This window comes from Streptococcus mitis, assembly GCF_003943905.1.
In the GTDB taxonomy this organism is placed as follows: domain Bacteria; phylum Bacillota; class Bacilli; order Lactobacillales; family Streptococcaceae; genus Streptococcus; species Streptococcus mitis_BC.
The window spans coordinates 519,839-545,360 of the sequence record NZ_RJNS01000001.1 but is presented as its reverse complement, the minus strand read 5'-3'; the positions used below and the strand labels follow the sequence as shown (position 1 = coordinate 545,360).

30 protein-coding genes are annotated in these 25,522 nt (G+C 41.5%); 29 read left to right on the top strand and 1 reads right to left on the bottom strand.

Annotation, left to right across the window (positions count from 1 at the left end):
- Window positions 1-126: 126 nt before the first annotated feature.
- The 20 genes from rpsU (at window position 127) to D8854_RS02655 (ending at window position 15,337) form a co-directional block, all read left to right on the top strand.
- Entirely contained in the window at window positions 127-303 is a 177-nt protein-coding gene (rpsU, locus tag D8854_RS02750) for a 30S ribosomal protein S21 (RefSeq protein WP_000048054.1), read from the top strand.
- A gap of 129 nt (window positions 304-432) precedes the next feature.
- Window positions 433-1,368, top strand: a complete 936-nt coding sequence (hprK, locus tag D8854_RS02745) for an HPr(Ser) kinase/phosphatase (RefSeq protein WP_185759887.1) — start codon at window positions 433-435, stop codon at window positions 1,366-1,368.
- On the top strand, window positions 1,361-2,149 hold the full coding sequence (lgt, locus tag D8854_RS02740) for a prolipoprotein diacylglyceryl transferase (protein WP_125398706.1): 789 nt from the start codon (window positions 1,361-1,363) through the stop codon (window positions 2,147-2,149). Before hprK ends, lgt begins: the two co-directional genes overlap by 8 nt.
- A complete protein-coding gene (locus D8854_RS02735) occupies window positions 2,150-2,533 on the top strand; it encodes a DUF948 domain-containing protein (protein WP_000895026.1) in 384 nt (127 codons plus the stop codon).
- Between the two features lie 15 nt (window positions 2,534-2,548).
- Window positions 2,549-2,947 carry a YtxH domain-containing protein gene (locus D8854_RS02730; RefSeq protein ID WP_125398705.1) on the top strand — a complete coding sequence of 133 codons (399 nt, stop codon included), beginning with the start codon at window positions 2,549-2,551 and terminating at the stop codon, window positions 2,945-2,947.
- Between the two features lie 73 nt (window positions 2,948-3,020).
- The gene (gene hemW, locus D8854_RS02725) at window positions 3,021-4,151 is read left to right on the top strand and encodes a radical SAM family heme chaperone HemW (protein ID WP_125449477.1); all 1,131 of its coding nucleotides are present in this window, start codon (window positions 3,021-3,023) and stop codon (window positions 4,149-4,151) included.
- A gap of 4 nt (window positions 4,152-4,155) precedes the next feature.
- Window positions 4,156-4,893 carry an acyl-[acyl-carrier-protein] thioesterase gene (locus D8854_RS02720; RefSeq protein ID WP_125449475.1) on the top strand — a complete coding sequence of 246 codons (738 nt, stop codon included), beginning with the start codon at window positions 4,156-4,158 and terminating at the stop codon, window positions 4,891-4,893.
- A gap of 10 nt (window positions 4,894-4,903) precedes the next feature.
- Entirely contained in the window at window positions 4,904-5,677 is a 774-nt protein-coding gene (locus D8854_RS02715) for a TIGR01457 family HAD-type hydrolase (protein ID WP_125449473.1), read from the top strand.
- Entirely contained in the window at window positions 5,667-6,287 is a 621-nt protein-coding gene (locus tag D8854_RS02710; protein WP_125449472.1) for a TIGR01906 family membrane protein, read from the top strand. The genes D8854_RS02715 and D8854_RS02710 overlap by 11 nt, the downstream gene beginning before the upstream one ends.
- A gap of 197 nt (window positions 6,288-6,484) precedes the next feature.
- Window positions 6,485-6,886, top strand: coding sequence for a Spx/MgsR family RNA polymerase-binding regulatory protein (locus tag D8854_RS02705; protein WP_004246303.1), 402 nt, complete (start codon window positions 6,485-6,487; stop codon window positions 6,884-6,886).
- Window positions 6,887-7,165: a UPF0223 family protein gene (locus D8854_RS02700; protein ID WP_125449470.1), complete on the top strand. Its 279-nt coding sequence runs from the start codon at window positions 6,887-6,889 to the stop codon at window positions 7,163-7,165.
- Complete coding sequence (locus tag D8854_RS02695) at window positions 7,155-7,928, top strand: inositol monophosphatase family protein (protein ID WP_125449468.1); 774 nt, start codon at window positions 7,155-7,157, stop codon at window positions 7,926-7,928. Before D8854_RS02700 ends, D8854_RS02695 begins: the two co-directional genes overlap by 11 nt.
- Window positions 7,929-9,233: an RsmF rRNA methyltransferase first C-terminal domain-containing protein gene (locus tag D8854_RS02690; protein ID WP_125449466.1), complete on the top strand. Its 1,305-nt coding sequence runs from the start codon at window positions 7,929-7,931 to the stop codon at window positions 9,231-9,233. It abuts the gene before it with no gap.
- Between the two features lie 210 nt (window positions 9,234-9,443).
- Window positions 9,444-10,322, top strand: a complete 879-nt coding sequence (locus tag D8854_RS02685) for a phosphate ABC transporter substrate-binding protein PstS (RefSeq protein WP_125449464.1) — start codon at window positions 9,444-9,446, stop codon at window positions 10,320-10,322.
- Window positions 10,322-11,239: a phosphate ABC transporter permease subunit PstC gene (gene pstC, locus D8854_RS02680; protein ID WP_125449462.1), complete on the top strand. Its 918-nt coding sequence runs from the start codon at window positions 10,322-10,324 to the stop codon at window positions 11,237-11,239. Before D8854_RS02685 ends, pstC begins: the two co-directional genes overlap by 1 nt.
- On the top strand, window positions 11,229-12,113 hold the full coding sequence (gene pstA / locus D8854_RS02675) for a phosphate ABC transporter permease PstA (RefSeq protein ID WP_000543050.1): 885 nt from the start codon (window positions 11,229-11,231) through the stop codon (window positions 12,111-12,113). The genes pstC and pstA overlap by 11 nt, the downstream gene beginning before the upstream one ends.
- A 10-nt stretch (window positions 12,114-12,123) precedes the next feature.
- Window positions 12,124-12,927: a phosphate ABC transporter ATP-binding protein PstB gene (pstB, locus tag D8854_RS02670; RefSeq protein ID WP_000049851.1), complete on the top strand. Its 804-nt coding sequence runs from the start codon at window positions 12,124-12,126 to the stop codon at window positions 12,925-12,927.
- Between the two features lie 12 nt (window positions 12,928-12,939).
- Window positions 12,940-13,698 (top strand): phosphate ABC transporter ATP-binding protein PstB, encoded by a 759-nt coding sequence (gene pstB, locus D8854_RS02665; protein ID WP_125449460.1) that lies wholly within the window; start codon window positions 12,940-12,942, stop codon window positions 13,696-13,698.
- Between the two features lie 11 nt (window positions 13,699-13,709).
- Window positions 13,710-14,363 (top strand): phosphate signaling complex protein PhoU, encoded by a 654-nt coding sequence (gene phoU, locus D8854_RS02660; protein ID WP_125449458.1) that lies wholly within the window; start codon window positions 13,710-13,712, stop codon window positions 14,361-14,363.
- 158 nt (window positions 14,364-14,521) lie between these two features.
- On the top strand, window positions 14,522-15,337 hold the full coding sequence (locus D8854_RS02655) for an ABC transporter substrate-binding protein (RefSeq protein ID WP_125449456.1): 816 nt from the start codon (window positions 14,522-14,524) through the stop codon (window positions 15,335-15,337).
- A 19-nt stretch (window positions 15,338-15,356) separates the two neighbouring features.
- Here D8854_RS02655 and D8854_RS02650 read toward each other — a convergent pair whose 3' ends face one another.
- Entirely contained in the window at window positions 15,357-16,628 is a 1,272-nt protein-coding gene (locus D8854_RS02650) for a PLP-dependent aminotransferase family protein (RefSeq protein ID WP_125449454.1), read from the bottom strand.
- Between the two features lie 144 nt (window positions 16,629-16,772).
- On the opposite strand from D8854_RS02650, the gene budA reads away from it, so the two are divergent.
- From budA to D8854_RS09990, 9 genes are all read left to right on the top strand, one after another.
- Window positions 16,773-17,504: an acetolactate decarboxylase gene (budA, locus tag D8854_RS02645; protein ID WP_125449452.1), complete on the top strand. Its 732-nt coding sequence runs from the start codon at window positions 16,773-16,775 to the stop codon at window positions 17,502-17,504.
- Between the two features lie 9 nt (window positions 17,505-17,513).
- A complete protein-coding gene (locus D8854_RS02640) occupies window positions 17,514-18,269 on the top strand; it encodes a YhfC family intramembrane metalloprotease (RefSeq protein WP_125449450.1) in 756 nt (251 codons plus the stop codon).
- 109 nt (window positions 18,270-18,378) lie between these two features.
- On the top strand, window positions 18,379-19,284 hold the full coding sequence (gene murB, locus D8854_RS02635) for a UDP-N-acetylmuramate dehydrogenase (protein ID WP_185768053.1): 906 nt from the start codon (window positions 18,379-18,381) through the stop codon (window positions 19,282-19,284).
- Window positions 19,285-19,442: 158 nt separating this feature from the next.
- Window positions 19,443-20,600: an ABC transporter ATP-binding protein gene (locus tag D8854_RS02630; RefSeq protein WP_125398694.1), complete on the top strand. Its 1,158-nt coding sequence runs from the start codon at window positions 19,443-19,445 to the stop codon at window positions 20,598-20,600.
- Entirely contained in the window at window positions 20,581-21,387 is an 807-nt protein-coding gene (locus D8854_RS02625) for an ABC transporter permease (protein WP_000754114.1), read from the top strand. Before D8854_RS02630 ends, D8854_RS02625 begins: the two co-directional genes overlap by 20 nt.
- Window positions 21,384-22,157 (top strand): ABC transporter permease, encoded by a 774-nt coding sequence (locus D8854_RS02620; protein ID WP_065371896.1) that lies wholly within the window; start codon window positions 21,384-21,386, stop codon window positions 22,155-22,157. Before D8854_RS02625 ends, D8854_RS02620 begins: the two co-directional genes overlap by 4 nt.
- Window positions 22,154-23,224, top strand: coding sequence for an ABC transporter substrate-binding protein (locus D8854_RS02615; RefSeq protein WP_125449448.1), 1,071 nt, complete (start codon window positions 22,154-22,156; stop codon window positions 23,222-23,224). The genes D8854_RS02620 and D8854_RS02615 overlap by 4 nt, the downstream gene beginning before the upstream one ends.
- Window positions 23,225-23,387: 163 nt before the next feature.
- The gene (locus tag D8854_RS02610; protein ID WP_042902115.1) at window positions 23,388-24,212 is read left to right on the top strand and encodes a GIY-YIG nuclease family protein; all 825 of its coding nucleotides are present in this window, start codon (window positions 23,388-23,390) and stop codon (window positions 24,210-24,212) included.
- A gap of 8 nt (window positions 24,213-24,220) precedes the next feature.
- Window positions 24,221-25,423, top strand: coding sequence for a PASTA domain-containing protein (locus D8854_RS09990; RefSeq protein ID WP_004240272.1), 1,203 nt, complete (start codon window positions 24,221-24,223; stop codon window positions 25,421-25,423).
- Window positions 25,424-25,522: the final 99 nt, after the last annotated feature.

Below are 25,522 nucleotides of genomic sequence, written 5' to 3'. Positions count from 1 at the left end.
CTAATACGTTGCCTCTCTAAAAAAAGAAAGTGAAGATAATATAAGTTTATAGCCGTTTTTCCCTTGACATTTATTCATTTTGCGTGTAGAATAGAATAGATCTTGAACTTGAAGGGAGTGAAAAAAATGTCTAAAACAGTAGTACGTAAGAATGAATCTCTTGACGATGCACTTCGTCGTTTCAAACGTGCGGTTACTAAAGCTGGTACTCTTCAAGAAACACGCAAACGTGAATTCTATGAAAAACCTTCTGTAAAACGTAAACGTAAATCAGAAGCAGCTCGTAAACGTAAAAAATTCTAATTAGAAATGAAAGGCTAGAGAAATCTAGTCTTTTTCTTTCAAATAAATACTGTAAATCCTGCAAAAAAAGGAAACTTCCACCTACAATCTGATATAATAGTAGGGAGAACTCGATTGAAGGAGGAAATTATGTCGGTTTTAGTAAGAGATGTCATTGAAAAACTCAGACTAGATATTGTCTATGGTGAAGGCGAATTACTTGAAAAAGAAATCAATACTGCGGACATTATGAGACCTGGTCTTGAAATGACGGGCTATTTTGATTACTATACACCAGAACGGATTCAGCTGTTAGGGATGAAGGAGTGGTCCTATTTGGTTGCCATGCCTGCCCATAACCGTTATCAAGTTTTGAAGAAAATGTTTCTACCTGAAACACCTGCTGTAATCGTTGCTCGTGGTCTGGTAGTGCCAGAAGAAATGTTGAGGGCTGCTAGGGAATGTAATATTGCGATTTTAACCAGTCGAACATCAACCAGTCGTTTATCTGGAGAGTTATCTAGCTACCTTGATTCCCGTTTGGCTGAACGTACGAGCGTGCATGGTGTGTTGATGGACATCTATGGCATGGGTGTCTTGATCCAAGGGGATAGTGGTATCGGTAAGAGCGAGACAGGCCTTGAACTTGTGAAACGGGGACACCGTTTGGTGGCAGATGACCGTGTAGATATCTTTGCCAAGGATGAAATGACCCTTTGGGGAGAGCCCGCTGAAATTTTGAAGCATTTGCTTGAGATTCGTGGAGTGGGTATTATTGACGTGATGAGTCTCTACGGAGCAAGTGCTGTAAAAGATTCTTCGCAAGTTCAGTTGGCTGTTTACTTGGAAAATTACGATACCCATAAGACCTTTGACCGTCTAGGAAATAATGCCGAAGAACTCGAAGTTTCTGGTGTGACGATTCCGCGTATCCGCATCCCAGTAAAAACAGGACGCAATATCTCAGTTGTTATTGAGGCGGCAGCCATGAACTATCGAGCTAAAGAAATGGGATTTGATGCGACGCGTTTATTTGAAGAACGCTTGACTAATCTCATCTCCAAAAATGAGGTGAAAGATGATTAATCCAGTTGCATTTGAAATCGGTCCTTTTTCCATTCGTTGGTATGCTTTGTGTATTGTGGCTGGATTGGTCTTGGCTGTCTACCTTGCCATGAAAGAAGCTCCTAAAAAGAAGATTTTGTCAGATGATATTCTAGATTTTATCTTAATTGCCTTTCCTATTGCAATTTTAGGTGCCAGACTTTACTATGTACTCTTCCGCTTAGATTACTATCTTCAAAATCCAGGTGATGTGATTGCCATCTGGAATGGTGGTTTGGCCATTTATGGTGGTTTGATAGCAGGAGCTATTGTACTTTATATCTTTGCAGATAGAAAGCTGATTAATACATGGGATTTCTTAGATATTGCAGCACCGAGCGTCATGGTTGCCCAGAGTTTAGGGCGCTGGGGGAACTTCTTTAACCAAGAAGCCTACGGTGCAGCAGTAGATAGTCTGGATTATTTGCCGGGCTTTATTCGTGACCAGATGTACATTGAGGGGAGCTATCGTCAGCCGACCTTCTTATATGAGTCGGTTTGGAATCTGATTGGTTTTGCTTTGATTTTGATTTTTAGACGAAAATTAAAGGGAATCAGACGCGGTCAGATCACGGCATTTTACTTGATTTGGTATGGCTTTGGTCGTATGATCATCGAAGGGATGCGGACGGATAGTCTCATGTTCTTTGGTTTGCGAGTTTCCCAATGGTTATCAGTCGTCCTTATCGGACTCGGTATTTTTATCATACTTTATCAAAATCGAAAGAAAGCCCCTTTCTATCATACAGAGGAGGAAAAATAAATGTTAGAAGTTGCATATATTCTTGTTGCGATTGCTTTGATTGTCTGTTTGGTCTATTTGACAATCACGATTCAAAAAGCAGGTCGTATGATTGATGAGACAGAGAAAACCATCAAAACATTGAGCTCAGATGTGAACGTTACCCTGCATCATACCAATGAATTGTTGGTTAAGGTCAATGTGTTGGCAGACGATATCAATATCAAAGTTGCGACGATTGATCCACTCTTTACAGCTGTAGCGGACTTGTCAGAATCAGTATCTGACCTCAACCAACATGCGCGTGTCTTGGGTAAAAAAGCCTCATCAGCTGGTTCAAAGACCATTAAGACAGGTGCAGGATTGTCAGCTCTTCGTTTCGCAAGTAAAATTTTCAAAAAATAAAAAAGGAGAAATCTTATGGGAAAACTATCCTCTATCCTTTTAGGAACAGTTTCAGGTGCAGCTCTTGCTTTGTTTTTGACGAGTGACAAGGGCAAGCAAGTTTGTAGTCAAGCTCAGGATTTTCTGGATGATTTGAGAGAAGATCCAGAATATGCTAGAGAGCAGGTTTGTGAAAAACTAACAGAAGTGAAGGAACAGGCAACTGACTTTGTACTGAAAACAAAGGAACAAGTAGAATCTGGTGAAATCACTTTTGATAGTGTCCTTGACCAAGCTAAAAACTGTGCTCGACAAGCGACAGAAGCGTCAAAGGAAACCTTTAACAATCTCAAGGAGCAGTGGCAAGAACAGTCAACAACTCCAGACATTGCTGAAGACCAAGAAGAAATCATCATCGATATTACTGAAGTATAATGCATCACCATCTCTGGTTTTTGGAGATGGTGATTTTTATCTGCAAGCCTGTCTTTGTGGTATAATAAATACTATGCAGAAAAAACCAACGTCCGCCTACGTGCATATTCCCTTTTGCACACAGATTTGTTATTATTGTGACTTTTCAAAAGTATTTATCAAGAATCAACCAGTAGATAGTTATTTGGAGCATCTGCTAGAAGAGTTTCGTTCTTATGATATCCAAAAGTTGTCAACCCTCTACATCGGAGGTGGGACGCCAACGGCTTTGTCTGCTCCGCAATTAGAAGTGCTCTTGGATGGCTTGACTAAAAATCTAGACTTGTCTGTCTTGGAAGAGTTGACGATTGAAGCCAATCCAGGCGACTTGGACGCGGATAAGATTACGGTTTTGAAACAGTCGCCAGTCAATCGTGTTTCCTTAGGTGTGCAGACTTTTGATAATAAAATGCTGAAAAAGATTGGGCGTAGTCACTTAGAGAAGGATATTTATGAAAATATCGACCGCCTCAAATTGGCTGGTTTTGACAATATTTCTATCGACCTAATCTACGCTCTTCCAGGTCAAACTATGGATCAGGTCAAGGAAAATGTGGCTAAGGCTATTTCGCTTGATATTCCTCATATGAGCCTTTATAGCTTGATTTTGGAAAATCATACGGTCTTTATGAACCGCATGAGACGTGGGAAATTGCCTCTGCCCAAGGAAGAGTTAGAAGCAGAGATGTTTGAGTACATCATCGCAGAACTGGAGCGAGCTGGTTTTGAGCATTATGAGATTTCCAATTTCTCCAAGCCTGGCTTTGAAAGTCGCCACAATCTCATGTACTGGGACAATGCTGAGTATTATGGTATCGGTGCGGGTGCTTCAGGTTATGTCAATGGAGTGCGCTATAAAAATCATGGTCCGATTCGCCACTATCTCAATGCGGTAGAGGCAGGAAATGCTCGGATTACAGAAGAACACCTGAGTCAAAGGGAGCAGATGGAAGAAGAAATGTTTCTGGGACTCCGTAAGAAATCTGGGGTTTCCATGGCGCGATTTGAGGAGAAATTTGGACGATCCTTTGATGGACTTTATGGCGAAATCATCAGAGACTTGGTTCAACAAGAACTCATGCAGATCGACGGTGATCGTGTCCGAATGACAAAGAGAGGTCTCTTTTTAGGAGACACTGTAGCAGAACGATTTATTTTGGAGTAGAACAATGGGCTTAACTTATCAAATGAAAATGAAAATTCCTTTTGATATGGCGGACATGAACGGTCATATCAAACTTCCAGATGTAATTTTGCTGTCCCTGCAAGTATCAGGTATGCAGTCGATTGAGCTGGGAGTTAGCGACAAGGATATGTTAGAACGTTACAATTTAGTCTGGATTATTACAGACTATGCGATTGACGTGGTTCGCTTGCCTCGCTTTGCTGAGGAGATTACGATTGAAACAGAAGCATTGACTTACAATCGTCTTTTTTGCTACCGCCGTTTCACTATCTATGATGAAGCAGGTCAAGAAATCATTCGCATGGTAGCAACCTTTGTTCTTATGGACAGAGACAGTCGTAAAGTTCATGCTGTCGAACCTGAGATTGTTGCTCCTTATCAGTCTGAGTTTGATAAAAAACTCATCCGTGGGCCAAAGTATGCAAATCTAGAAGATCCGATCAGTAAAGACTACCATGTTCGTTTTTACGACTTGGATATGAATGGTCATGTCAATAATAGCAAATATTTGGATTGGATTTTTGAGGTCATGGGAGCAGACTTTCTGACCAAGTATATTCCAAAGAAGATCAATCTCAAATATGTCAAAGAAGTGCGACCAGGTGGCATGATTGCTTCAGCTTATGAACTCAAGGGACTAGAAAGCAAGCATGAGATTATCAGTGATGGCGAGATTAATGCTCAAGCTATGATTACGTGGCAAGAAATTGAGGCGAATTAGAAAGGGCGATATGACTTATAAAGGTTATTTAATTGATTTAGACGGGACTATTTACAAGGGGAAAGATCGAATTCCGGCGGGTGAGGCTTTTGTGCATGAACTGCAAAAGCGAGAAATTCCCTATCTCTTTGTGACTAATAATACAACCCGAACTCCAGAGAGTGTTCAAGAGATGTTGGCTCAGAATTTTAACATTAATACCCCTCTATCAACTGTCTACACGGCAACTCTGGCAACCATAGACTATATGAACGACTTGGGACTGGAAAAGACAGTCTATGTCATCGGCGAAGCTGGGCTCAAGGATGCCATTCAGGCAGCTGGTTATGTCGAAGACAAGGAAAATCCAGCCTATGTGGTAGTTGGACTGGACTGGCAAGTCGACTATGAAAAATTTGCTACGGCGACCCTAGCAATCCAAAAGGGTGCTCATTTTATCGGAACTAATCCAGACCTCAATATTCCGACGGAACGTGGCCTTTTGCCAGGTGCTGGTTCACTGATAACCCTTCTTGAAGTAGCAACTCGGGTAAAACCAGTTTATATCGGAAAACCAAATGCTATCATTATGGACAAGGCGGTTGAGCACCTAGGTTTGAAAAGAGAAGAGTTGCTCATGGTTGGGGACAACTACCTGACAGATATCCGAGCAGGAATTGACAATGGTATTCCAACGCTCTTGGTGACGACAGGTTTTACCAAGGCAGAAGAAGTAGCGGACCTGCCAATCGCACCAACTCATGTAGTTTCTAGCCTTGCGGAGTGGAATTTTGATGAAAACTAAATTGACCTTTTGGGGAAGTATGCTCTTTCTCCTCTCCCTGTCTATCCTCTTAACCATTTATCTGGCTTGGATTTTCTATCCCATGGAGATTCAGTGGCTGAACTTAGCGAATCGAGTCTATCTAAAGCCCGAAACCATTCAGTACAATTTTCATATCTTGATGAATTACCTGACCAATCCCTTTAGTCAGGTCTTAGAGATGCCAGATTTTCGTTCATCAGCTGCAGGTCTACACCACTTTGCGGTGGTGAAGAATCTCTTCCACTTGGTTCAGCTAGTTGCCCTAGTGACACTTCCAAGTTTCTATTTCTTTGTTAGAAAGATTGTGAAAAAAGGCTTTTTACCCCTATATCGTAAAAGTATCCTAGCTCTAGTGCTATTGCCTCTGGTCATTGGACTTGTAGGAGTGTTGATTGGTTTTGAGCAATTTTTTACTCTTTTCCATCAGATTCTCTTTGTGGGAGACGATACCTGGCTTTTTGATCCAGCAAAGGATCCCGTTATTTGGATTTTGCCAGAGATTTTCTTCCTCCATGCTTTCCTTCTCTTCTTTGGACTCTATGAAAGTTTCTTTGGTTTTCTTTATTTGAAAAGTCGTAGAATACTTTAATGTGTTGCATTGATAAAACAGTGATGAAGTTAAAAATTCTTACGAGGAGTGAATTAACTTCATTGGAATTGAGTAATTCGTTCGCATACAGTCTATTTTTCTAGAAAAAAATATGCTTTTTTCTAGAAATTGCTAGTCAAGCGCTTTATTTTTTTGTATAATAAGAATAGCAAAGTATAGATAAAGAAGAGAAAAGCATGATTACACTATTTTTATCACCGAGCTGTACATCATGTCGTAAGGCAAAGGCCTGGTTAGAGACGCATAAAGTTCCTTTTGAGGAGCATAACATTATGACCAGCCCTTTAACAAGAAAAGAATTGCAACACATTCTTTCCTTGACCGAAAATGGTACTGATGACATCATTTCAACTCGTTCAAAAATTTTTCAAAAATTGGATATTGATGTAGAGAGTATTTCGGTATCGGAGTTGCTTCAGTTGATTGAGCAATATCCTAGTCTTTTGCGTCGCCCAATTATTATAGACACCAAACGAATGCAGATCGGTTTTAATGAAGATGAGATTCGTGCTTTTCTCCCTCGTAGTTACCGTAAACAAGAACTAAAAGAAGCAACATTGAGAGCTGGTATTGGATAGATGAACAAACAGTATAGTTACCCACTAGATTTGTCGTGGAGCACTGAAGAACTTGCTTCAGTGCTTTCTTTTTTTAATGATGTTGAAGCTGCCTATGAAGACAAGGTAGAAGCTAAAAAACTGCTAGAATCTTACAAGAAATTTAAGTCTGTGGTTCCAAGCAAAAGCGAAGAAAAGCGCTTAGGTCGTGAATTTGAGGCGGCTAGCGGTTATTCCTTCTATCATGCAGTTCAATTAGCAAAAGAAAAAAGAGAAGGGAAGATTTCTCTTGGAAACTAAATTTGAATTTGCCAAGCAGATTGTGCAGGAAGCTGCTGCCTATATTTTGGCTCACATGCAAGAAGATTTGCAGGTTAAGCGCAAGTCTTCGCCTACAGACTTGGTGACGCGTTTGGATAAGGAAGTTCAGGATCTCTTAGTTCAGAGAATTTTGGCATCTTATCCAGAAGACTTGATTTGCGCGGAAGAGGGCTGTTTACGTGCTGCGGTCGGTCAAGGTTCCGTTTGGGTGATTGATCCCATTGACGGCACCAATAACTTTGTCGCTCAGCAGGAAGATTTTGCTGTTATGTTGGCCTACTTTGAGAATGGTGTGGGCAAATTTGGAATTATTTATGATGTTATGAAAGGTGATTGTTACCATGGTGGAGGTGCCTTTCCTCCTTATCGTAATAATGAGCCCTTACTGACTTTTAAAAAGAAACCTCTTAGAGAATTTTTAGTGGCTGGTAACTCAGCTATGTTTGAAACCAATGAGTGGGGCTTGGCAGATTTGGGTCGAGCAGCGTTGGGAGTCCGTGTCTATGGTAGTGCGGCCATTAGTTTTGCCAAGGTTTTATCGGGTCGCCTTCTGACTTATATTACCTACTTGCAGCCATGGGATTACGCTGCGGCCAGCATCTTAGGAGAAAGTCTGGGGTATCGTCTTCTTACGGTATCAGGTGAGCCTGCTGATTTTAAAACGCGTCAGCCTGTCATGATGGTGCCAATCGAGATGCAAGATGAGATTCAGTCCTATATTTATGAAAGGAAAGAAAATTAAATGCAATTTCCAGAAGGATTTGTTGAAAAATATGAAGCGATACTAGAAGATGAGGCAAGAGATTTTCTTGCCTCTTTTAAACAGGAAGCGGTATCAGCTTTTCGGGTCAATCCCTTAAAAGAAAGTCAGCTATCGTTTGCTGATGCCATTCCCCATACACCTTGGGGGTATTATGGTAAAGTTTCTGGGAAATCTCCAGAGCACGTGACCGGTTTCGTTTATTCGCAAGAGCCGGCAGCCCAAATGGTGGCCCAGGTAGCTCAACCAAGTCCTGGTATGAAGGTCTTGGACTTGGCGGCAGCACCAGGTGGAAAATCCACTCAACTAGCAGCTTATCTGGCTAATCAAGGAGTTCTGGTTTCCAATGAAATTTCCAGCAAGCGGGCTAAGATTTTAGTGGAAAATATGGAGCGGTTTGGAGCTACAAACGTGGTCGTGACCAATGAGTCTGCAGATCGCTTAGCCAAGGTCTTTAAAGGTTATTTTGATGTGATTGTCCTAGATGCCCCTTGCTCGGGTGAAGGGATGTTCCGTAAACAACCAGATGCCATGGACTATTGGAGTACCGATTATCCTAGCCAATGTGCCAGTCTCCAAAGAGAAATTTTAGAAGATGCAGTGACCATGCTTGCAGAAGGTGGCCGTTTGGTCTATTCGACCTGTACTTGGGCACCTGAGGAAAATGAAGAAATCGTCCACTGGTTGCTGGATACTTATGAATTTGAATTGCTTCCAGTCAAGCATTTGAACGGTATGGTAGCAGGAATTGGCCTTCCTGAAACGGCGCGGATGTATCCTCATCATTTCAAGGGAGAAGGCCAGTTTGTTGCCTACCTGCAGTTTAAGGGACAAAATCCGGCACCTAAATTCAAAGCCAGCAAGACCAATCTCAGTAGTGAACAGCAGAACTTGTGGCAAGAATTTGCCCAAAAACATCTCAAAACGTCCTTAACTGGTATCTTGCAAACTTTTGGAGACCAACTTTATCTCTTGCCAGAGAGGTTACCTGATCTAGGGAAACTCAAAATTGCCCGAAATGGACTTCATCTGGGTACTTTTAAGAAGAAACGCTTCGAACCAAGCTTTGCTCTGGGATTAGCCTTGAAACCAAGTCAAGTAAAACAAAGTGTTGAAATCAATGATGAGGACTTTGTAAAATATGCAGCTGGTGAGACCGTTCAATTGGCTGAAGCTCGACCAAATGGCTGGTACCAAGTTGTGGTTCAAGGAAACGGATTAGGCTTTGCCAAGGTAACGGGAAATGTTTTAAAAAATTATTATCCAAAAGGGCTTAGATTCAAGTGAAAAAGCTAGTCAAAGAGCTTATTCTATGTTATATTGGAAGTATGAGTTTTTTCTGACAGTCTTTCATTTTTACTTATATTATACGATGGAATTGTCCGCTCCGAAGAATGTCTAGATAAAATAAAGCGGGACAATCATTGATGATAATTGGATGATCAGGACAAACGGAAGAAATCAGAACATTTATCATTATGTTCAAGGAGAATAACAGTGAAAAAAAGAAAAAAGCTCGTCATGTCTCTTGCAGCTCTTTTGATGGCAGGTTCTCTTGCAGGATGTGCTAGCTGGATTGATCGTGGAGAATCCATGACAGCCGTTGGTTCAACAGCTCTTCAACCTCTTGTCGAAGCGGCAGCAGATGAATTTGGTTCTAGAAACATCGGAAAAACAGTCAATGTTCAAGGTGGTGGATCGGGTACAGGACTATCCCAAGTCCAGTCTGGAGCAGTAGACATCGGGAACTCTGACGTCTTTGCAGAGGAAAAAGAAGGAATCGATGCTTCAGCACTAGTAGACCACAAGGTTGCGGTAGCTGGTCTTGCAGTGATTGTAAACAAAGAAGTGGCTGTTGAAAATCTGACAACCGAGCAACTTCGCAAAATCTTTACAGGTGAAGTGACCAACTGGAAAGAGGTTGGGGGCAAAGACCTAGCAATTTCAATCATCAACCGAGCAGCAAGTTCTGGTTCACGAGCAACCTTTGACAATGTCGTAATGAATGGTCAGGCGGCTATGCAGAGTCAAGAGCAGGATTCTAACGGGATGGTCAAGTCGATTGTATCCCAAACTCCTGGAGCCATTTCTTACCTAGCCTTTGCCTATGTAGATGACTCAGTGAAAAGCATGAAATTGAATGGGTATGAACCTACATCTGAGAATGTAACGACCAACAATTGGCCTTTGTGGTCTTATGAACATATGTACACACTTGGTCAGCCTAATGAGTTAGCTGCTGAATTCCTGAACTTCGTCCTCTCAGATGAAGCCCAAACTGGGATTGTTAAGGGCATGGGCTATATCTCTATCAATGAAATGAAAGTCCAAAAGGATGCTTCAGGTACCGTTACAGCAGTAGAAGGAGGTCAATAATGAATCAAGAAGAATTATCTAAAAAATTACTCTCTCCTTCAAAGAACTCTCGGCTTGAGAAGTTTGGTAAAGGATTGACCTTCACTTGCCTTTCTTTGATTGTTATCATTGTGGCAATGATTTTGATTTTTGTAGCCCAAAAAGGCTTATCGACCTTCTTTGTCAATGGAGTTAACATCTTTGATTTCCTCTTTGGACAAACTTGGAATCCTTCAGGGAAACAATTTGGTGCCCTTCCGATGATTTTGGGCTCCTTTATTGTGACGATTTTATCAGCCCTCATCGCAACACCCTTTGCTATTGGTGCTGCAGTCTTTACGACAGAAGTATCACCAAAGGGTGCAAAGATTTTGCAACCGGCCATTGAACTCCTCGTCGGTATTCCTTCAGTCGTCTATGGATTTATCGGTTTGCAAGTTGTGGTGCCTTTTGTTCGTAGCGTCTTTGGTGGAACTGGTTTTGGGATCTTGTCAGGGATTTTCGTTCTTTTTGTCATGATCCTACCAACTGTAACCTTTATGACAACAGACAGCTTGCGTGCTGTTCCTCGTCATTACCGTGAAGCTAGTTTAGCTATGGGAGCCACTCGTTGGCAAACCATCTGGCGTGTGACCTTGAAAGCAGCACGTTCAGGTATTTTCACTGCAGTGGTCTTTGGGATGGCGCGTGCCTTCGGTGAAGCCCTTGCTATTCAGATGGTTGTCGGAAACTCAGCAGTTATCCCAACCTCGTTAACAACACCAGCTGCGACCTTGACATCTGTATTAACTATGGGTATCGGAAATACCGTCATGGGAACGGTTGATAATAACGTTCTCTGGTCACTGGCCTTGGTATTGCTCTTGATGAGTTTGGCCTTTAACAGTGTGATTAAATTGATTACGAAAGAAAGAGGAAAGAAAAACTATGCACGCTAAGAAATTAGATAAACTTGCAACAGCTGTCCTCTATACCATCGCGGGTATCATCGTTGCCATCTTGGCATCCTTGATTCTCTATATCTTGGTGAGAGGGTTACCGCATATCTCTTGGTCCTTCTTGACAGGGAAATCTTCCTCTTACCAAGCAGGTGGGGGTATCGGGATTCAGCTCTACAATTCCTTCTTCCTTTTGGTCATTACCTTGATCATTTCTGTTCCGCTATCTATGGGAGCTGGTGTTTTCCTCGCTGAGTATGCCAAAAAAGGACCTGTGACCAATTTTATTCGTACCTGTATTGAGATTTTGTCTTCTCTACCATCAGTCGTTGTGGGTCTCTTTGGTTACTTGATCTTTGTAGTCCAGTTTGAGTATGGATTTTCAATCATTTCAGGTGCCTTGGCCTTGACAGTCTTTAACCTTCCTCAGATGACTCGAAATGTTGAGGACAGTTTAAAACACGTTCACCATACGCAACGCGAGGCTGGTCTGGCCCTTGGTATCTCTCGTTGGGAGACTGTGGTCCATGTCGTCATTCCAGAAGCCCTTCCAGGTATCGTAACGGGTGTTGTCTTGGCATCTGGTCGTATCTTTGGTGAGGCCGCGGCTCTTATCTATACGGCAGGACAATCCGCTCCAGCCCTTGACTGGTCTAACTGGAATATCCTCAGTGTTACCAGTCCCATCTCAATCTTCCGTCAAGCAGAAACCTTGGCTGTCCACATTTGGAAGGTCAACAGTGAAGGAACCATTCCTGATGCTACCATCGTATCTGCTGGTTCTGCCGCCGTGCTCCTCATCTTTATCTTGATTTTTAACTTTGGAGCTCGCAAACTCGGAAGCTATTTACACAAGAAATTAACCGCTGCCTAAAGGAGAAGCCATGTCAAAATATAACTGGGATGAAAAGCATATCATCACTTTCCCTGAAGAAAAAGTGGCCCTCTCTACTAAGGATTTACATGTTTACTATGGTAAAAATGAATCCATCAAGGGCATCGATATGCAATTTGAAAAAAATAAAATTACAGCCTTGATTGGTCCTTCTGGATCTGGGAAATCTACCTATCTTCGCAGTCTCAATCGGATGAATGATACCATTGATATTGCCAAGGTAACAGGTCAAATCCTCTACCGAGGGATTGACGTCAACCGTCCAGAAATCAATGTCTATGAGATGCGCAAGCATATCGGAATGGTCTTCCAACGTCCAAATCCATTTGCTAAGTCTATCTATCGCAACATCACTTTTGCTCATGAACGTGCAGGTGTTAAGGACAAGAAAGTACTTGATGAAATTGTAGAAACCTCTCTAAGACAGGCTGCCCTTTGGGATCAGGTCAAAGACGACCTTCACAAATCAGCCTTGATGCTTTCTGGAGGTCAGCAGCAACGTCTCTGTATCGCTCGTGCCATCTCTGTTAAGCCAGATATTCTCTTGATGGATGAGCCTGCATCAGCCTTGGATCCGATTGCAACAGCCCAGCTGGAAGAAACCATGTTGGAATTGAAGAAGGACTTTACCATCATCATCGTTACCCACAGTATGCAACAGGCTGCGCGTGCAAGTGACTACACAGGATTTTTCTACTTGGGTGATTTGATTGAGTATGATAAGACATCCAATATTTTCCAAAATGCCAAGCTACAGTCTACCAATGACTATGTAACGGGACACTTTGGTTAGAAAGGAAGCAGTATGACAGAACCGATTTTGCAGGTTAAAGACCTGTCCGTTTATTACAATAAAAAGAAGGCTTTGAATAGTGTTTCCCTTTCTTTCCAACCTAAGGAAATAACGGCCTTGATTGGTCCTTCTGGATCAGGAAAGTCCACCCTACTCAAAGCCATCAACCGCATGGGCGATCTAAATCCTGAGGTGACAACAACTGGCTCAGTAGTCTATAATGGTCACAATATCTACAGCCCCCGTACCGATACGGTTGAATTGCGTAAGGAAATCGGTATGGTCTTTCAACAGCCCAATCCCTTCCCTATGTCTATCTACGAAAATGTTGTCTATGGGCTACGTATCAATGGAGTCAAGGATAAACAAGTCCTTGATGAAGCAGTAGAAAAGGCATTGCAACGTGCGTCTATCTGGGATGAAGTCAAGGATCGTTTGCATGATTCGGCCATTGGTCTCTCAGGGGGTCAACAACAACGTGTTTGTGTTGCTCGTGTCTTAGCAACCAGTCCGAAAATTATCCTCTTAGATGAGCCAACTTCAGCTTTGGATCCTATTTCTGCAGGTAAGATTGAGGAAACCTTGTATGGTCTGAAGGATAAATACACCATGCTCTTGGTAACGCGTTCGATGCAACAGGCCTCTCGTATCTCTGATAAAACAGGATTTTTCCTAGATGGGGATTTAATCGAGTTTAATGATACGAAGAAGATGTTCCTTTCCCCTCAAAACAAGGAAACAGAAGATTATATTACAGGAAAATTTGGATAAGGAGTTGAAAGATGTTACGATCTCAATTTGAAGAAGATTTGGAGAAATTGCACAACCAGTTCTACGCTATGGGACAAGAAGTGCTCTCGCAGATCAATCGTACAGTACGTGCCTTTGTCACGCATGACCGTGATTTGGCAAAAGAAGTCATCGAAGACGATGCAGAAGTAAATGAATATGAAGTGAAGTTGGAAAAGAAATCATTTGAAATGATTGCCCTTCAACAACCTGTTTCGCAAGACCTTCGTACCGTCTTGACCGTTCTCAAGGCCGTATCAGACTTGGAACGCATGGGAGATCATGCAGTGTCTATCGCTGAGGCGACCATTCGTATGAAGGGGGAGCAACGTATCCCTGCTGTTGAAGAAGAAATCAAAAAGATGGGACGCGACGTGAAAAACTTCGTCGAAGCAGCTCTAGATCTCTATCTTAACGGTTCTGTGGATCAAGCCTACGAAGTAGCGGCTATGGATGAAAAAATCAACCATTATTTTGATAGCATCCGTGATTTGGCTACAGAAGAAATTAGGAAAAATCCTGAAGCTATTGTTACAGGCCGTGATTACTTCCAGGTTATTTCTTTTTTGGAACGTATCGGAGACTACGCAAAAAATATCTGTGAATGGGTTGTTTACTTTGAAACAGGTAAAATCGTCGAACTCTAAGAAATGGATTAAATATTCACTAAAAAGGCTAATCAACTCAGATTAGTCTTTATTTTTGAATAAAAAGGAAATTTTTTGAAATGAAAATTCTGAAAATGTTGACAAGTATTTTCAAATGGGTTATAATTATTCAGAAATAACAGAAAGGTCGTTTATTTATGAAATTTAAAAAATGGATGTTAGTTGTATGTAGCATGCTTACCAGCATGGTTTTGGTAGCTTGCCAATCAAGTACGGATAGTTCTCAGTCTGCTGTGGAGGCTATCAAACAAAAAGGCAAGCTAGTCGTTGCGACCAGCCCAGACTATGCACCATTTGAATTCCAATCCTTGGTAGATGGTAAAAACCAAGTGGTTGGGGCAGATATTGATATGGCTCAAGCGATTGCGGATGAACTTGGAGTTAAACTTGAAATCTCTAGCATGAGTTTTGACAATGTCTTGACCAGCCTTCAAACTGGAAAGGCTGACTTGGCTATTGCAGGAATTAGTGCCACAGATGAGAGAAAGGAAGTCTTTGACTTTTCAATTCCTTACTATGAAAACAAGATGAGTTTCTTGGTTAGAAAAGCCGATTTAGACAAATACAAGGATCTTTCAAATCTAGCAAGTGCCAATATCGCAGCTCAAAAGGGAACTGTGCCAGAAACCATGGTCAAGGAACAATTGCCAAATGCCCAATTGACATCTTTGACCAATATGGGGGAAGCAGTCAATGAGTTGCAGGCTGGAAAAGTGGATGCTGTTCATATGGATGAACCAGTTGCTCTTAGCTACGCAGGTAAAAACTCAGACCTTGTCGTTGCATCTGTCAACTTGACAATGAAAGATGGCGAAGCCAATGCCGTTGCTATCAAGAAGGATCAGTCAGACTTGAAAGCAGTAGTCGATAAGGTTATCCAAAAACTAAAAGATGACGGAACCTATCAAAACTATCTAGAAAAGGCAGCGAAACTAACAGAAGTTGAACAATAAGAAAAAGCAGAGTTGGACTTTAATCCAATTCTGCTTTTATGTATTCTAATAGCTCTTCTAGATTTTCAAGAGTGACTTTGGCGAACTGATAAGGACAGGCGTCCAAATAAGCTTTCTCAAAAAAGTCTAGTTTGAGTGAGCTGTGTTTCAAACTGGCAATTTTAGGATAGTTTCTCAAATCAAGCAAAAGACCATCGTGTAGAGGGTAGTGGGGCAAGGGACAGGTGTTTTCTTCAAGCACTTTCTTTATCTGAGCCTGATAGTTCTCTTGAAGGGTCAGTCTGGCCAGTCGATTTTTTTCAAATAACTGACTATCGATGTAAAGAGAAAGAGCCTTTTGCATGATGAGATTGCTGTCATAGTCCAGGATATTTTTGTAGGAAACAAAGGCTTCTTTTAGGGCATTTGGGAGAATGAGAGCGGTGATACGAAGGGATGGAAAGAGGCTGGTTGAGAAGGACTTGATATAAATGACTCGATCTTCAGTATCCAGATAGTGGAAGGTTTGTCCCTTTCTAGGATCTAGGTCCCCTAAATAGTCATCCTCTACGATGTAAACACCATACTGGTTTGCTAGATTCAGAATAGCCCTCTTTTCCTGATCAGAATAGGAATGGCCAAGAGGATAGTGGAAGCGAGGAATGGTATAGAAAAACTTGATTTTTCCAGATTTGAACTGTTCTTCTAGTTCTTCAAGGTCAATGCCATCAATACGGCGTTCAATGGTCTGGTAGGCTAGCCCCTGAGCGACCAAGAGACGGTTCATTCGGTGATAAGTCGGCTGTTCAACTAAAATCTCCTCTCCCTCGCTCGGAAAGTCAATCTGAGAAAGGATAAAGAGAGCTTGTTGGGTACCAGATGTTAGAACCAGTTGGTCGGGTTTACAGTAGAGGGCTTGGTCAAAGAGGAGTTGATGGACAGATTGTCTCAGTTCCTCAAGGCCCTCTTGGTTGTCATAGTAGTTGAAGAGGTAGTTTTCTCGGCCTATCAGGGTTTCGTTGACACAGAGTCGGAAGTCGTCATAGGCACTGGCATGTTCGTCAGTGACTTCGATTTCCAAGTCCTGATGCTGTCCTTGTTCTAGAACATAGTAGCCACTTTGGGGTTTGGCATAGAGGTATTGTTCATGGCGTAATTCCAGTAGGGCTCGTTGGATAGTGTCCTTGCTACAGTGGAAGTTTTGGCTCAGTTGACGGATGGAGGGAAGCCGGCTACCTGTTGGAAATTTTCCCGACTCGATACCCTTTTTTAGAAAGGAAACGACTGCTTGGTATTTACTTTCTTTCTTCATTCCAGACCTCCGTTGATTTTGTTACATTGTACCTTTTTTTTGCCTCCTTTGCAATGGGAAAAGCATTCTCCCTTTCACAACTAGGAGCAAATGTGGTATACTTAGAAAGTATGATGATTCATTGAAAAGAAGATAAGAAAGAGAATGGATAGAAAAGTGCAGGAACCGGTAAAATTATTTCAATACAATACTCTAGGTGCCCTAATGGCAGGTCTCTATGGCGGAACCATGACAGTAGGAGAATTGCTGGAGCATGGCGACCTTGGTTTAGGAACCCTTGATTCGATTGATGGGGAGTTGATTGTCCTTGATGGTAAGGCTTATCAAGCCAAAGGTTCAGGGGAGCAACCTGAAATTGTAGAAGTCGCAGCGGATGCCCTTATCCCTTATGCGGCAGTGGTCCCCCATCAGGCAGAAGTGATTTTCCGTCAGCGCTTTGAGATGACGGACAAGGAATTAGAAAAGCGGATTGAGTCCTACTATGATGGGGAAAATCTTTTTCGTTCCATCAAGATTCATGGGGAATTCGCCCACATGCATGTACGGATGATTCCCAAGTCAACAACAGATACCAAGTTTGCTGAGGTTGCTACCCATCAGCCTGAATATAGTCGTGAAAATGTATCGGGAACCATCGTTGGATTTTGGACACCAGAGATTTTCCATGGAGTGAGTGTTGCAGGCTACCATTTGCATTTTATCTCAGACGATTTGACCTTTGGTGGGCATGTGATGGACTTTGTTATCAAAGAAGGAATGATCGAGGTTGGAGCAGTCGATCAGTTGGATCAACGTTTTCCAGTCCAAGATCGCCAGTATTTATTTGCCAAATTTAACGTTGACGAGATGAAGAAAGACATTGATAAGTCAGAATAGGAGAAAAAGATGACAGTACATATTATCCTTACCATGATCGCTTTGGTTTTAGTCCTAGTAGGTGGGACTTGGTACGCCAAAAAACGGTTTCAGATCTCTCTTGCAGTGATGGGCTTGGGGGCAATCGCATTTTTTGTTTCTTCTCAAGTGTTAGAGAAGATGGTTCACCTTTTGGTACTCCATCCGCAAAAAGATGGAACCATTCCGCTCATGCAGGAGCAGCCTTTCCTATATGTTCTTTACGCGATTGCCATGGCTGCCCTTTTTGAGGAAACTGCCCGCCTTGTCTTTTTTAAATGGTTGGAGAAAAAGAGATGTCTAGAAGATAAAGACGCTTTGGCTTACGGCTTGGGACATGGAGGTTTGGAGTTGCTCTATCTTGGGATGGGAAGTTTAATCAGTTTGTTGATCCTCTTTTCACTCATCCAGTCTTCAAATACTGATGTAGCCAATCTCCTTCCAAAGGCTACCCTCGAAACGGTTCAGTCTCTTTCTGTATGGCAGATTTATTTATTAGGGGTTGAGCGTGTGCTTGCTCTGGTTCTCCAAATTAGCCTTACTGTCTGGGTCTATCAAAGTGTCCGTCAAAAGAAATGGATTTATCTAGTTGCTGCTTATTGTTTGCATGCCTTGTTTGACTTAGCTCCAGCCTTATCTCAAGTGGGATGGATTGCAAATCCGCTTGTAGTTGAGTTTATTCTTCTCGTAGAACTTTTAGCCTTTATCTGGCTAACAAAATCAACATTTTGGAAAAAATCTTTATAAAAGAGGGGAACCTCTTTTTTTATGCAATGCTTTGACACCAAGAATTTTCTTGTCGTCAAAAGCCCTTAAAAATGGTATAATGAAATCACTTTACAAAAGGATGAGAGATATGACATTAGTAACTAGAATACAAGAACAATTAGAAGGAATTGATATTCGTTTTAAGGAACCCTTGAAGCTCTATACCTACACTAAGGTAGGGGGACGAGCGGATTATCTGGTTTTGCCACGCAATCGCTATGAGATGGCGCGTGTCGTTCAATTTGCCAATCAAGAGAATATTCCTTGGATGGTGCTAGGGAATGCCAGCAATATCATCGTTCGTGAAGGTGGAATCCGTGGTTTTGTCATCTTGTGCGATAAGCTCAATAACGTTTCGGTTGATGGTTATACCATTGAAGCGGAAGCAGGAGCTAACTTGATTGAAACGACACGAATCGCCCTTCGTCATAGTTTGACTGGTTTTGAGTTTGCTTGTGGGATTCCTGGAAGCATCGGTGGAGCAGTCTTTATGAATGCAGGTGCCTATGGAGGTGAGATTGCTCATATCTTGCAGTCTTGTCAAATTTTGACCAAGGAAGGGGAAATCGAGACCTTATCTGCCAAGGAATTGGCTTTTGGTTACCGCCATTCAGCTATTCAGGATTCTGGGGCCATTGTCTTGTCGGCTAAATTTGCCCTTGCTCCAGGTAATCATCAGGTCATCAAGCAGGAAATGGATCGCTTGACGCACCTACGTGAACTCAAACAACCATTAGAATACCCATCATGTGGTTCAGTCTTTAAGCGTCCAGTCGGGCATTTTGCAGGACAATTGATTTCAGAGGCTGGTTTGAAAGGCTATCGTATCGGTGGTGTTGAAGTATCTGAAAAACATGCTGGTTTCATGATCAATGTTGCTGATGGAACGGCCAAAGACTACGAGGATTTGATTCAATCTGTTATTGAAAAGGTAAAGGAACATTCAGGTGTCACCCTTGAGAGAGAAGTTCGAATTTTGGGTGAGAAGGAGTAAGGTTTCGCCAGAATAGCTGCTGCTATGTCAATGGAAAGGGGGTGAAAGCCTATCGGTAGCGAAGATGTATGCAGGTGGTTTTACTCCCTGCAAGAGGTAGTAGCGGCTTGACAGAGCCCTGATCTGTTAATTTATGAAAAAGAAGGAATTTATGCCAATTGAAAAAACCAATTATCGAATTCAAAAACGTCTCTAAAGTTTTTGAAGACAGCAACACCAAGGTTCTCAAAGACATTAACTTTGAGTTGGAAGAAGGAAAGTTCTACACTCTTTTAGGCGCATCTGGTTCAGGAAAATCAACTATTCTGAACATCATTGCAGGTCTACTGGATGCGACGACAGGAGATATTTTGCTGGACGGTGTCCGTATCAATGATATCCCAACCAATAAACGAGACGTTCATACCGTCTTCCAATCCTATGCCTTATTTCCACATATGAATGTGTTTGAAAATGTTGCCTTTCCTCTCCGTTTGCGTAAGATTGACAAGAAAGAAATCGAGCAACGCGTAACGGAAGTTCTCAAGATGGTTCAGTTGGAAGGTTATGAAAAACGTTCCATCCGTAAACTCTCTGGAGGACAACGCCAGCGTGTGGCCATTGCCCGTGCCATCATTAACCAACCTCGTGTGGTTTTGTTGGATGAGCCCTTGTCAGCGCTGGACTTGAAATTGCGAACAGACATGCAGTACGAACTGCGTGAATTGCAACAACGATTGGGAATTACCTTTGTTTTTGTCACTCACGATCAGGAAGAAGCTCTTGCCATGAGTGACTGGATTTTCGTTATGAACGATGGCGAGATTGTTCAGTCTGGAACGCCAGTGGACATCTACGATGAGCCAATCAACCACTTTGTTGCCACCTTTATCGGTGAGTCCAATATCTTGCCAGGAACCATGATTGAGGACTACTTGGTTGAGTTTAATGGCAAACGCTTTGAAGCGGTTGATGGAGGGATGAAGCCAAATGAGCCAGTTGAGGTTGTCATTCGTCCAGAGGACTTGCGCATCACTCTTCCTGAAGAAGGCAAGCTCCAAGTTAAGGTGGATACTCAGCTTTTCCGTGGGGTTCACTACGAGATTATCGCCTATGACGAGCTCGGAAATGAATGGATGATCCACTCGACTCGTAAGGCCATTGTGGGTGAGGAAATCGGTCTGGACTTTGAACCAGAAGACATCCACATCATGCGTCTCAACGAAACCGAAGAAGAGTTCGATGCTCGTATCGAAGAATACGTAGAAATCGAAGAGCAAGAAGCAGGTCTGATTAACGCGATCGAGGAGGAAAGAGATGAAGAAAACAACCTCTAAACTCTTTGTAGTGCCCTACATGCTTTGGATTGCCCTCTTTGTTCTCGCACCCTTGGTCTTGATTTTCGGTCAATCCTTTTTCAACATCGAAGGGCAGTTTAGTTTAGAAAACTATAAATCCTACTTTGCGTCACAAAACTTGACCTATCTTAAAATGAGTTTCAACTCTGTGCTCTATGCTGGGATTGTAACTCTAGTGACACTTCTTATCAGCTATCCAACAGCCCTCTTTTTGACTCGTCTCAAGCACCGTCAACTCTGGCTCATGCTGATTATCTTGCCGACTTGGATTAATCTGCTCCTCAAGGCTTATGCTTTTATCGGGATTTTTGGTCAAAATGGCTCCATTAACCAATTTTTGGAATTTATTGGAATCGGTTCGCAGCAGTTGCTCTTTACCGATTTCTCCTTTATCTTTGTCGCAAGCTACATCGAGCTTCCATTTATGATTTTGCCCATCTTCAATGTCTTGGATGATATGGATAACAATCTTATCAATGCCAGTTATGACCTCGGTGCGACCAAGTGGGAAACTTTCCGCCACGTTATCTTCCCTCTATCAATGAATGGAGTGAGAAGTGGGGTTCAGTCGGTCTTTATCCCCAGCTTGAGTCTCTTCATGCTGACACGTTTGATTGGTGGGAACCGCGTTATCACACTGGGAACGGCTATTGAGCAGAACTTTCTAACCAATGACAACTACGGTATGGGTTCTACCATTGGTGTGATCCTCATCCTGACCATGTTCATCACCATGTGGGTGACCAAGGAAAGGAGAGAACGATGAAAAAATTTGCGAATCTCTACCTAGCCTTTGTCTTTATCGTCCTTTATTTGCCAATTTTTTACTTGATTGGCTATGCATTTAATGCTGGCGATGATATGAATAGCTTTACAGGCTTTAGCTTGAGCCATTTTAAAACTATGTTTGGTGATGGTCGCCTCATGTTGATCCTCACCCAAACCTTTTTCTTGGCCTTTTTATCAGCCTTGATTGCGACCATTATCGGGACTTTTGGTGCTATCTATATCTATCAGTCTCGTAAGAAATACCAAGAAGCCTTTTTATCACTCAATAATATCCTCATGGTTGCGCCTGACGTTATGATTGGTGCCAGCTTCTTGATTCTCTTTACACAGCTTAAGTTTTCACTTGGCTTTTTGACTGTTCTATCTAGTCACGTGGCCTTTTCCATCCCTATCGTGGTCTTGATGGTCTTGCCTCGTCTCAAGGAGATGAATGATGACATGATTCATGCGGCCTATGACCTGGGTGCCAGCCAGTTTCAGATGTTTAAGGAAATCATGCTACCGTACCTGACTCCGTCTATCATTGCAGGTTATTTCATGGCCTTCACCTATTCGCTAGATGACTTTGCCGTGACCTTCTTTGTCACAGGGAATGGCTTTTCAACCCTGTCAGTCGAGATTTACTCTCGAGCTCGCAAGGGAATTTCGCTGGAAATCAATGCCCTGTCTGCCCTTGTCTTTCTCTTTAGTATTATCCTAGTTGTTGGCTATTACTTTATCTCACGTGAGAAGGAGGAGCAAGCATGAAAAAACTCTATTCATTTTTAGCAGGAATTGCAGCGATTATCCTTGTCTTGTGGGGGATTGCTCATCATCTAGATAGTAAAATCAATAGCCGAGACAGTCAGAAATTGGTTATTTACAACTGGGGGGACTATATCGATCCAGAACTCTTGGAGAAATTCACAGAAGAAACAGGAATCCAAGTACAGTACGAGACCTTTGACTCCAACGAAGCTATGTATACCAAGATAAAGCAGGGTGGAACGACCTACGACATTGCCATCCCAAGTGAGTACATGATCAACAAGATGAAGGACGAAGACCTCTTAGTTCCTCTTGATTATTCAAAAATTGAAGGAATCGAGAATATCGGACCAGAGTTCCTCAACCAGTCATTTGACCCGGGCAATAAATTCTCCATCCCGTACTTCTGGGGGACCTTGGGAATTGTCTACAATGAAACCATGGTAGAGGAGGCGCCTGAGCATTGGGATGACCTCTGGAAACCAGAATACAAGGATTCCATCATGCTCTTTGATGGGGCGCGTGAGGTGCTGGGACTCGGGCTTAACTCACTCGGTTACAGTCTCAACTCCAAGGATCCTCAGCAGCTGGAAGAGACAGTGGATAAGCTCTACAAACTGACTCCAAATATCAAGGCCATTGTGGCGGACGAGATGAAGGGTTACATGATTCAGAACAACGCTGCTATCGGTGTGACTTTCTCTGGGGAAGCTAGGCAGATGTTGGAGAAAAATCCTAACCTCAAGTATGTCGTTCCGACTGAGGCCAGCAATCTCTGGTTTGATAACATGGTCATTCCAAAAACTGTGAAAAACCAAGATGCAGCCTATGCCTTTATCAACTTTATGTTGAAACCCGAAAATGCTCTGAAAAATGCAGAGTATGTCGGCTACTCAACACCAAACCTACCAGCCAAGGAAATGCTCCCAGAGGAGACTCGTGAGGACAAATCCTTCTATCCAGACGCTGATACCATGAAACACCTAGAAGTTTATGAGAAGTTTGACCATAAATGGACAGGCAAATACAGCGACCTCTTCCTACAGTTTAAAATGTATAGGAAGTAGGAGTAGATACAAAGAAAACGAATCAGTCAAGCTGGTTCGTTTTTGTGTTGGTAACTATAATTAAAAACAACTTATAAAAGTTTGACCCTAACTATGCTTTTTTGTATAATAACATATGAGAAATACAAATTTAATTAAATATAATGAGGTGTTAAATTTTATTATGGATTTAAAGTTAAACGATATTTTGAATATAAGTGAACAAAATCAATGGAAATTCAAGGTAAAATTTAATAATTGGACGGGCGAAAATCCAATTCAGACCTATTTGAGAGACGAAGAAATAATTAATAACTACAACTTATTTTGGAGAACAAATAAGCGATATTTCAATGTTGGAGATATTGTCATAAATTTCATTAAGATTGATAATAACAAATGGTTATTAACTACTATAAAAGAAGTGAGTAAGGAACTTTTTGTTACTGGAGGACAAAATTATGAAGGAATTGAACTAAAGGAATATTCAGCCCTTTTTGGTCGTCTAATTATTCGGTACAGAAAAGAATCTAGAGGTTCAGTTCTAAAGTATACAACTTGTAAGGAAAAACTTGTGATAGAGCAATTGTTATCAGATTCATTTGGAGGAGAAGAATTTCCAGGATATGATAATATTTCTTTATCTTACAAAGAATTAGAATTGATTTTACGTTTGAGAAAAAAAGATTGGATAACTGCTTTAGAAAATCAAAAAGCTGTTTATCTTATTACGGATAAGCAGAATGGTAAATTATATGTAGGCTCAGCAACTTCAAACTATGGTATGCTTTTACAACGTTGGCAATCCTATGTGGATAATGGACATGGTGGCAATAAAGAACTTAGGATTTTGGTTGAAAAACAAGGGTTGAATTACGTTAAAGAAAATTTTCAATACTCTGTATTGGAAAACTATAACGGTAAAATAGATGATAAGTTTGTTTTAAAACGTGAATCCTGGTGGAAAGAAGTTTTAAAATCTAGGGAACATGGTTATAATGCGAACTAGGAGGGAATATGAATAATCTGAATGATTGGGAAAAAGCTCGTCGAGAAGAAGAATTGAATCAAGAGCTAAAAAGACAGAATAACTTGTTGGAACAACAGAGATGGGAACAGCAATTTTCTAACCAAAAACAACAGGCAGCACTAGATGAACAAAATCGTCTCGCTCGAGAACAACAAGAAACATTAAAAGAGAGAAATGAACTAGAACGTCAGAGACAATGGGACGAGGAATCTCGACATCAACGAGAGTTAGAATTACGTATAGAACAACAATATAAAGATAATATATTTGATTTAAAAAAACTTTGGGCCAAAGCTGAAACTGAAGATGAGAGAGGGAGAATTCAGATACTCTTAGCAGAAGCAGAAGCTGACTGGAATGAGTATTTGTTGGAGAAAGAAAGAGAAGCAGAAAGACAACGATTAGCTACAGAGCAATTTCAATTAAAACAACAGCAAGAAATAGAACAGAATGAATTATTAGAGCGTCGTAGACAGAAAATAAGTAGAATAAAGTGGTTTTTCGGAATAGCTATAAGCTTACTTTTATTAGTGATAATTGGAACTTTTTTCATAGGTATGAGCAGGTCTAAATCATCTCATAACAGTACTAAGCAATCAACTCAATCATCTAATTCAGCAACCTCCACAAGTTCTACAAAGCAAGCTTCTCTTGGTGGAAATAAATCTAAAGATAAACAAACTTCATCTACAAGTTCTGCCTCTTCTAGTTCACAGGTATCAAAAGTATATATTGGAAACTACATTGGTCGAAAAGTCTCGGCTGCTATAGATGAATTGAAGAGTAAAAAAATTACTGAGGATCATATAAAAGTTGAAGAAGAGGAAAGTGATGAATATTCTCCTGGTACAATTTTACGTCAGAGTTTGTTAGAGGGGACTTTATATGATTTGAATGATTCATCAGATATTACTTTTACTGTTGCAAAAGAGCGAACTAGTGCTACAATGCCAAATTATGCAGGTTCAAGTTTAGAGTTTACAAAAAATAATTTAACTAACATTGTAGGTATAAAAGAAGCTAATATTGAAGTAGTAGAAGTTTCCAGTGCTCCTGAGGGTACTGCTGAAGGAACAGTAGTATCTCAAACTCCAAAAGCTGGAGAGAAAGTTGATTTGAAACGTACACGAATTAAAATTTCAATTTATAAGCCCAAAAATACTCAAACATCACAAAGTAGATCTAGATAAATTAAGAGGTTAATGCAGAAGTTTATGATTCGTTGTCATCAACCTTGACGAACTCCTCCAAAAACGATATAATACTAGAGTTGAGAATTGATTTTCTGT

Bases quoted from the DNA above. Each gene is read 5' to 3' on its own strand.
- rpsU (WP_000048054.1), top strand. From the start codon at position 127: ATGTCTAAAACAGTAGTACGTAAGAATGAATCTCTTGACGATGCACTT.
- hprK (WP_185759887.1), top strand. From the start codon at position 433: ATGTCGGTTTTAGTAAGAGATGTCATTGAAAAACTCAGACTAGATATT.
- lgt (WP_125398706.1), top strand. From the start codon at position 1,361: ATGATTAATCCAGTTGCATTTGAAATCGGTCCTTTTTCCATTCGTTGG.
- D8854_RS02735 (WP_000895026.1), top strand. From the start codon at position 2,150: ATGTTAGAAGTTGCATATATTCTTGTTGCGATTGCTTTGATTGTCTGT.
- D8854_RS02730 (WP_125398705.1), top strand. From the start codon at position 2,549: ATGGGAAAACTATCCTCTATCCTTTTAGGAACAGTTTCAGGTGCAGCT.
- hemW (WP_125449477.1), top strand. From the start codon at position 3,021: ATGCAGAAAAAACCAACGTCCGCCTACGTGCATATTCCCTTTTGCACA.
- D8854_RS02720 (WP_125449475.1), top strand. From the start codon at position 4,156: ATGGGCTTAACTTATCAAATGAAAATGAAAATTCCTTTTGATATGGCG.
- D8854_RS02715 (WP_125449473.1), top strand. From the start codon at position 4,904: ATGACTTATAAAGGTTATTTAATTGATTTAGACGGGACTATTTACAAG.
- D8854_RS02710 (WP_125449472.1), top strand. From the start codon at position 5,667: ATGAAAACTAAATTGACCTTTTGGGGAAGTATGCTCTTTCTCCTCTCC.
- D8854_RS02705 (WP_004246303.1), top strand. From the start codon at position 6,485: ATGATTACACTATTTTTATCACCGAGCTGTACATCATGTCGTAAGGCA.
- D8854_RS02700 (WP_125449470.1), top strand. From the start codon at position 6,887: ATGAACAAACAGTATAGTTACCCACTAGATTTGTCGTGGAGCACTGAA.
- D8854_RS02690 (WP_125449466.1), top strand. From the start codon at position 7,929: ATGCAATTTCCAGAAGGATTTGTTGAAAAATATGAAGCGATACTAGAA.
- pstC (WP_125449462.1), top strand. From the start codon at position 10,322: ATGAATCAAGAAGAATTATCTAAAAAATTACTCTCTCCTTCAAAGAAC.
- pstA (WP_000543050.1), top strand. From the start codon at position 11,229: ATGCACGCTAAGAAATTAGATAAACTTGCAACAGCTGTCCTCTATACC.
- pstB (WP_000049851.1), top strand. From the start codon at position 12,124: ATGTCAAAATATAACTGGGATGAAAAGCATATCATCACTTTCCCTGAA.
- pstB (WP_125449460.1), top strand. From the start codon at position 12,940: ATGACAGAACCGATTTTGCAGGTTAAAGACCTGTCCGTTTATTACAAT.
- phoU (WP_125449458.1), top strand. From the start codon at position 13,710: ATGTTACGATCTCAATTTGAAGAAGATTTGGAGAAATTGCACAACCAG.
- D8854_RS02655 (WP_125449456.1), top strand. From the start codon at position 14,522: ATGAAATTTAAAAAATGGATGTTAGTTGTATGTAGCATGCTTACCAGC.
- D8854_RS02650 (WP_125449454.1), bottom strand. From the start codon at position 16,628: ATGAAGAAAGAAAGTAAATACCAAGCAGTCGTTTCCTTTCTAAAAAAG.
- budA (WP_125449452.1), top strand. From the start codon at position 16,773: ATGGATAGAAAAGTGCAGGAACCGGTAAAATTATTTCAATACAATACT.
- D8854_RS02640 (WP_125449450.1), top strand. From the start codon at position 17,514: ATGACAGTACATATTATCCTTACCATGATCGCTTTGGTTTTAGTCCTA.
- murB (WP_185768053.1), top strand. From the start codon at position 18,379: ATGACATTAGTAACTAGAATACAAGAACAATTAGAAGGAATTGATATT.
- D8854_RS02625 (WP_000754114.1), top strand. From the start codon at position 20,581: ATGAAGAAAACAACCTCTAAACTCTTTGTAGTGCCCTACATGCTTTGG.
- D8854_RS02620 (WP_065371896.1), top strand. From the start codon at position 21,384: ATGAAAAAATTTGCGAATCTCTACCTAGCCTTTGTCTTTATCGTCCTT.
- D8854_RS02615 (WP_125449448.1), top strand. From the start codon at position 22,154: ATGAAAAAACTCTATTCATTTTTAGCAGGAATTGCAGCGATTATCCTT.
- D8854_RS02610 (WP_042902115.1), top strand. From the start codon at position 23,388: ATGGATTTAAAGTTAAACGATATTTTGAATATAAGTGAACAAAATCAA.
- D8854_RS09990 (WP_004240272.1), top strand. From the start codon at position 24,221: ATGAATAATCTGAATGATTGGGAAAAAGCTCGTCGAGAAGAAGAATTG.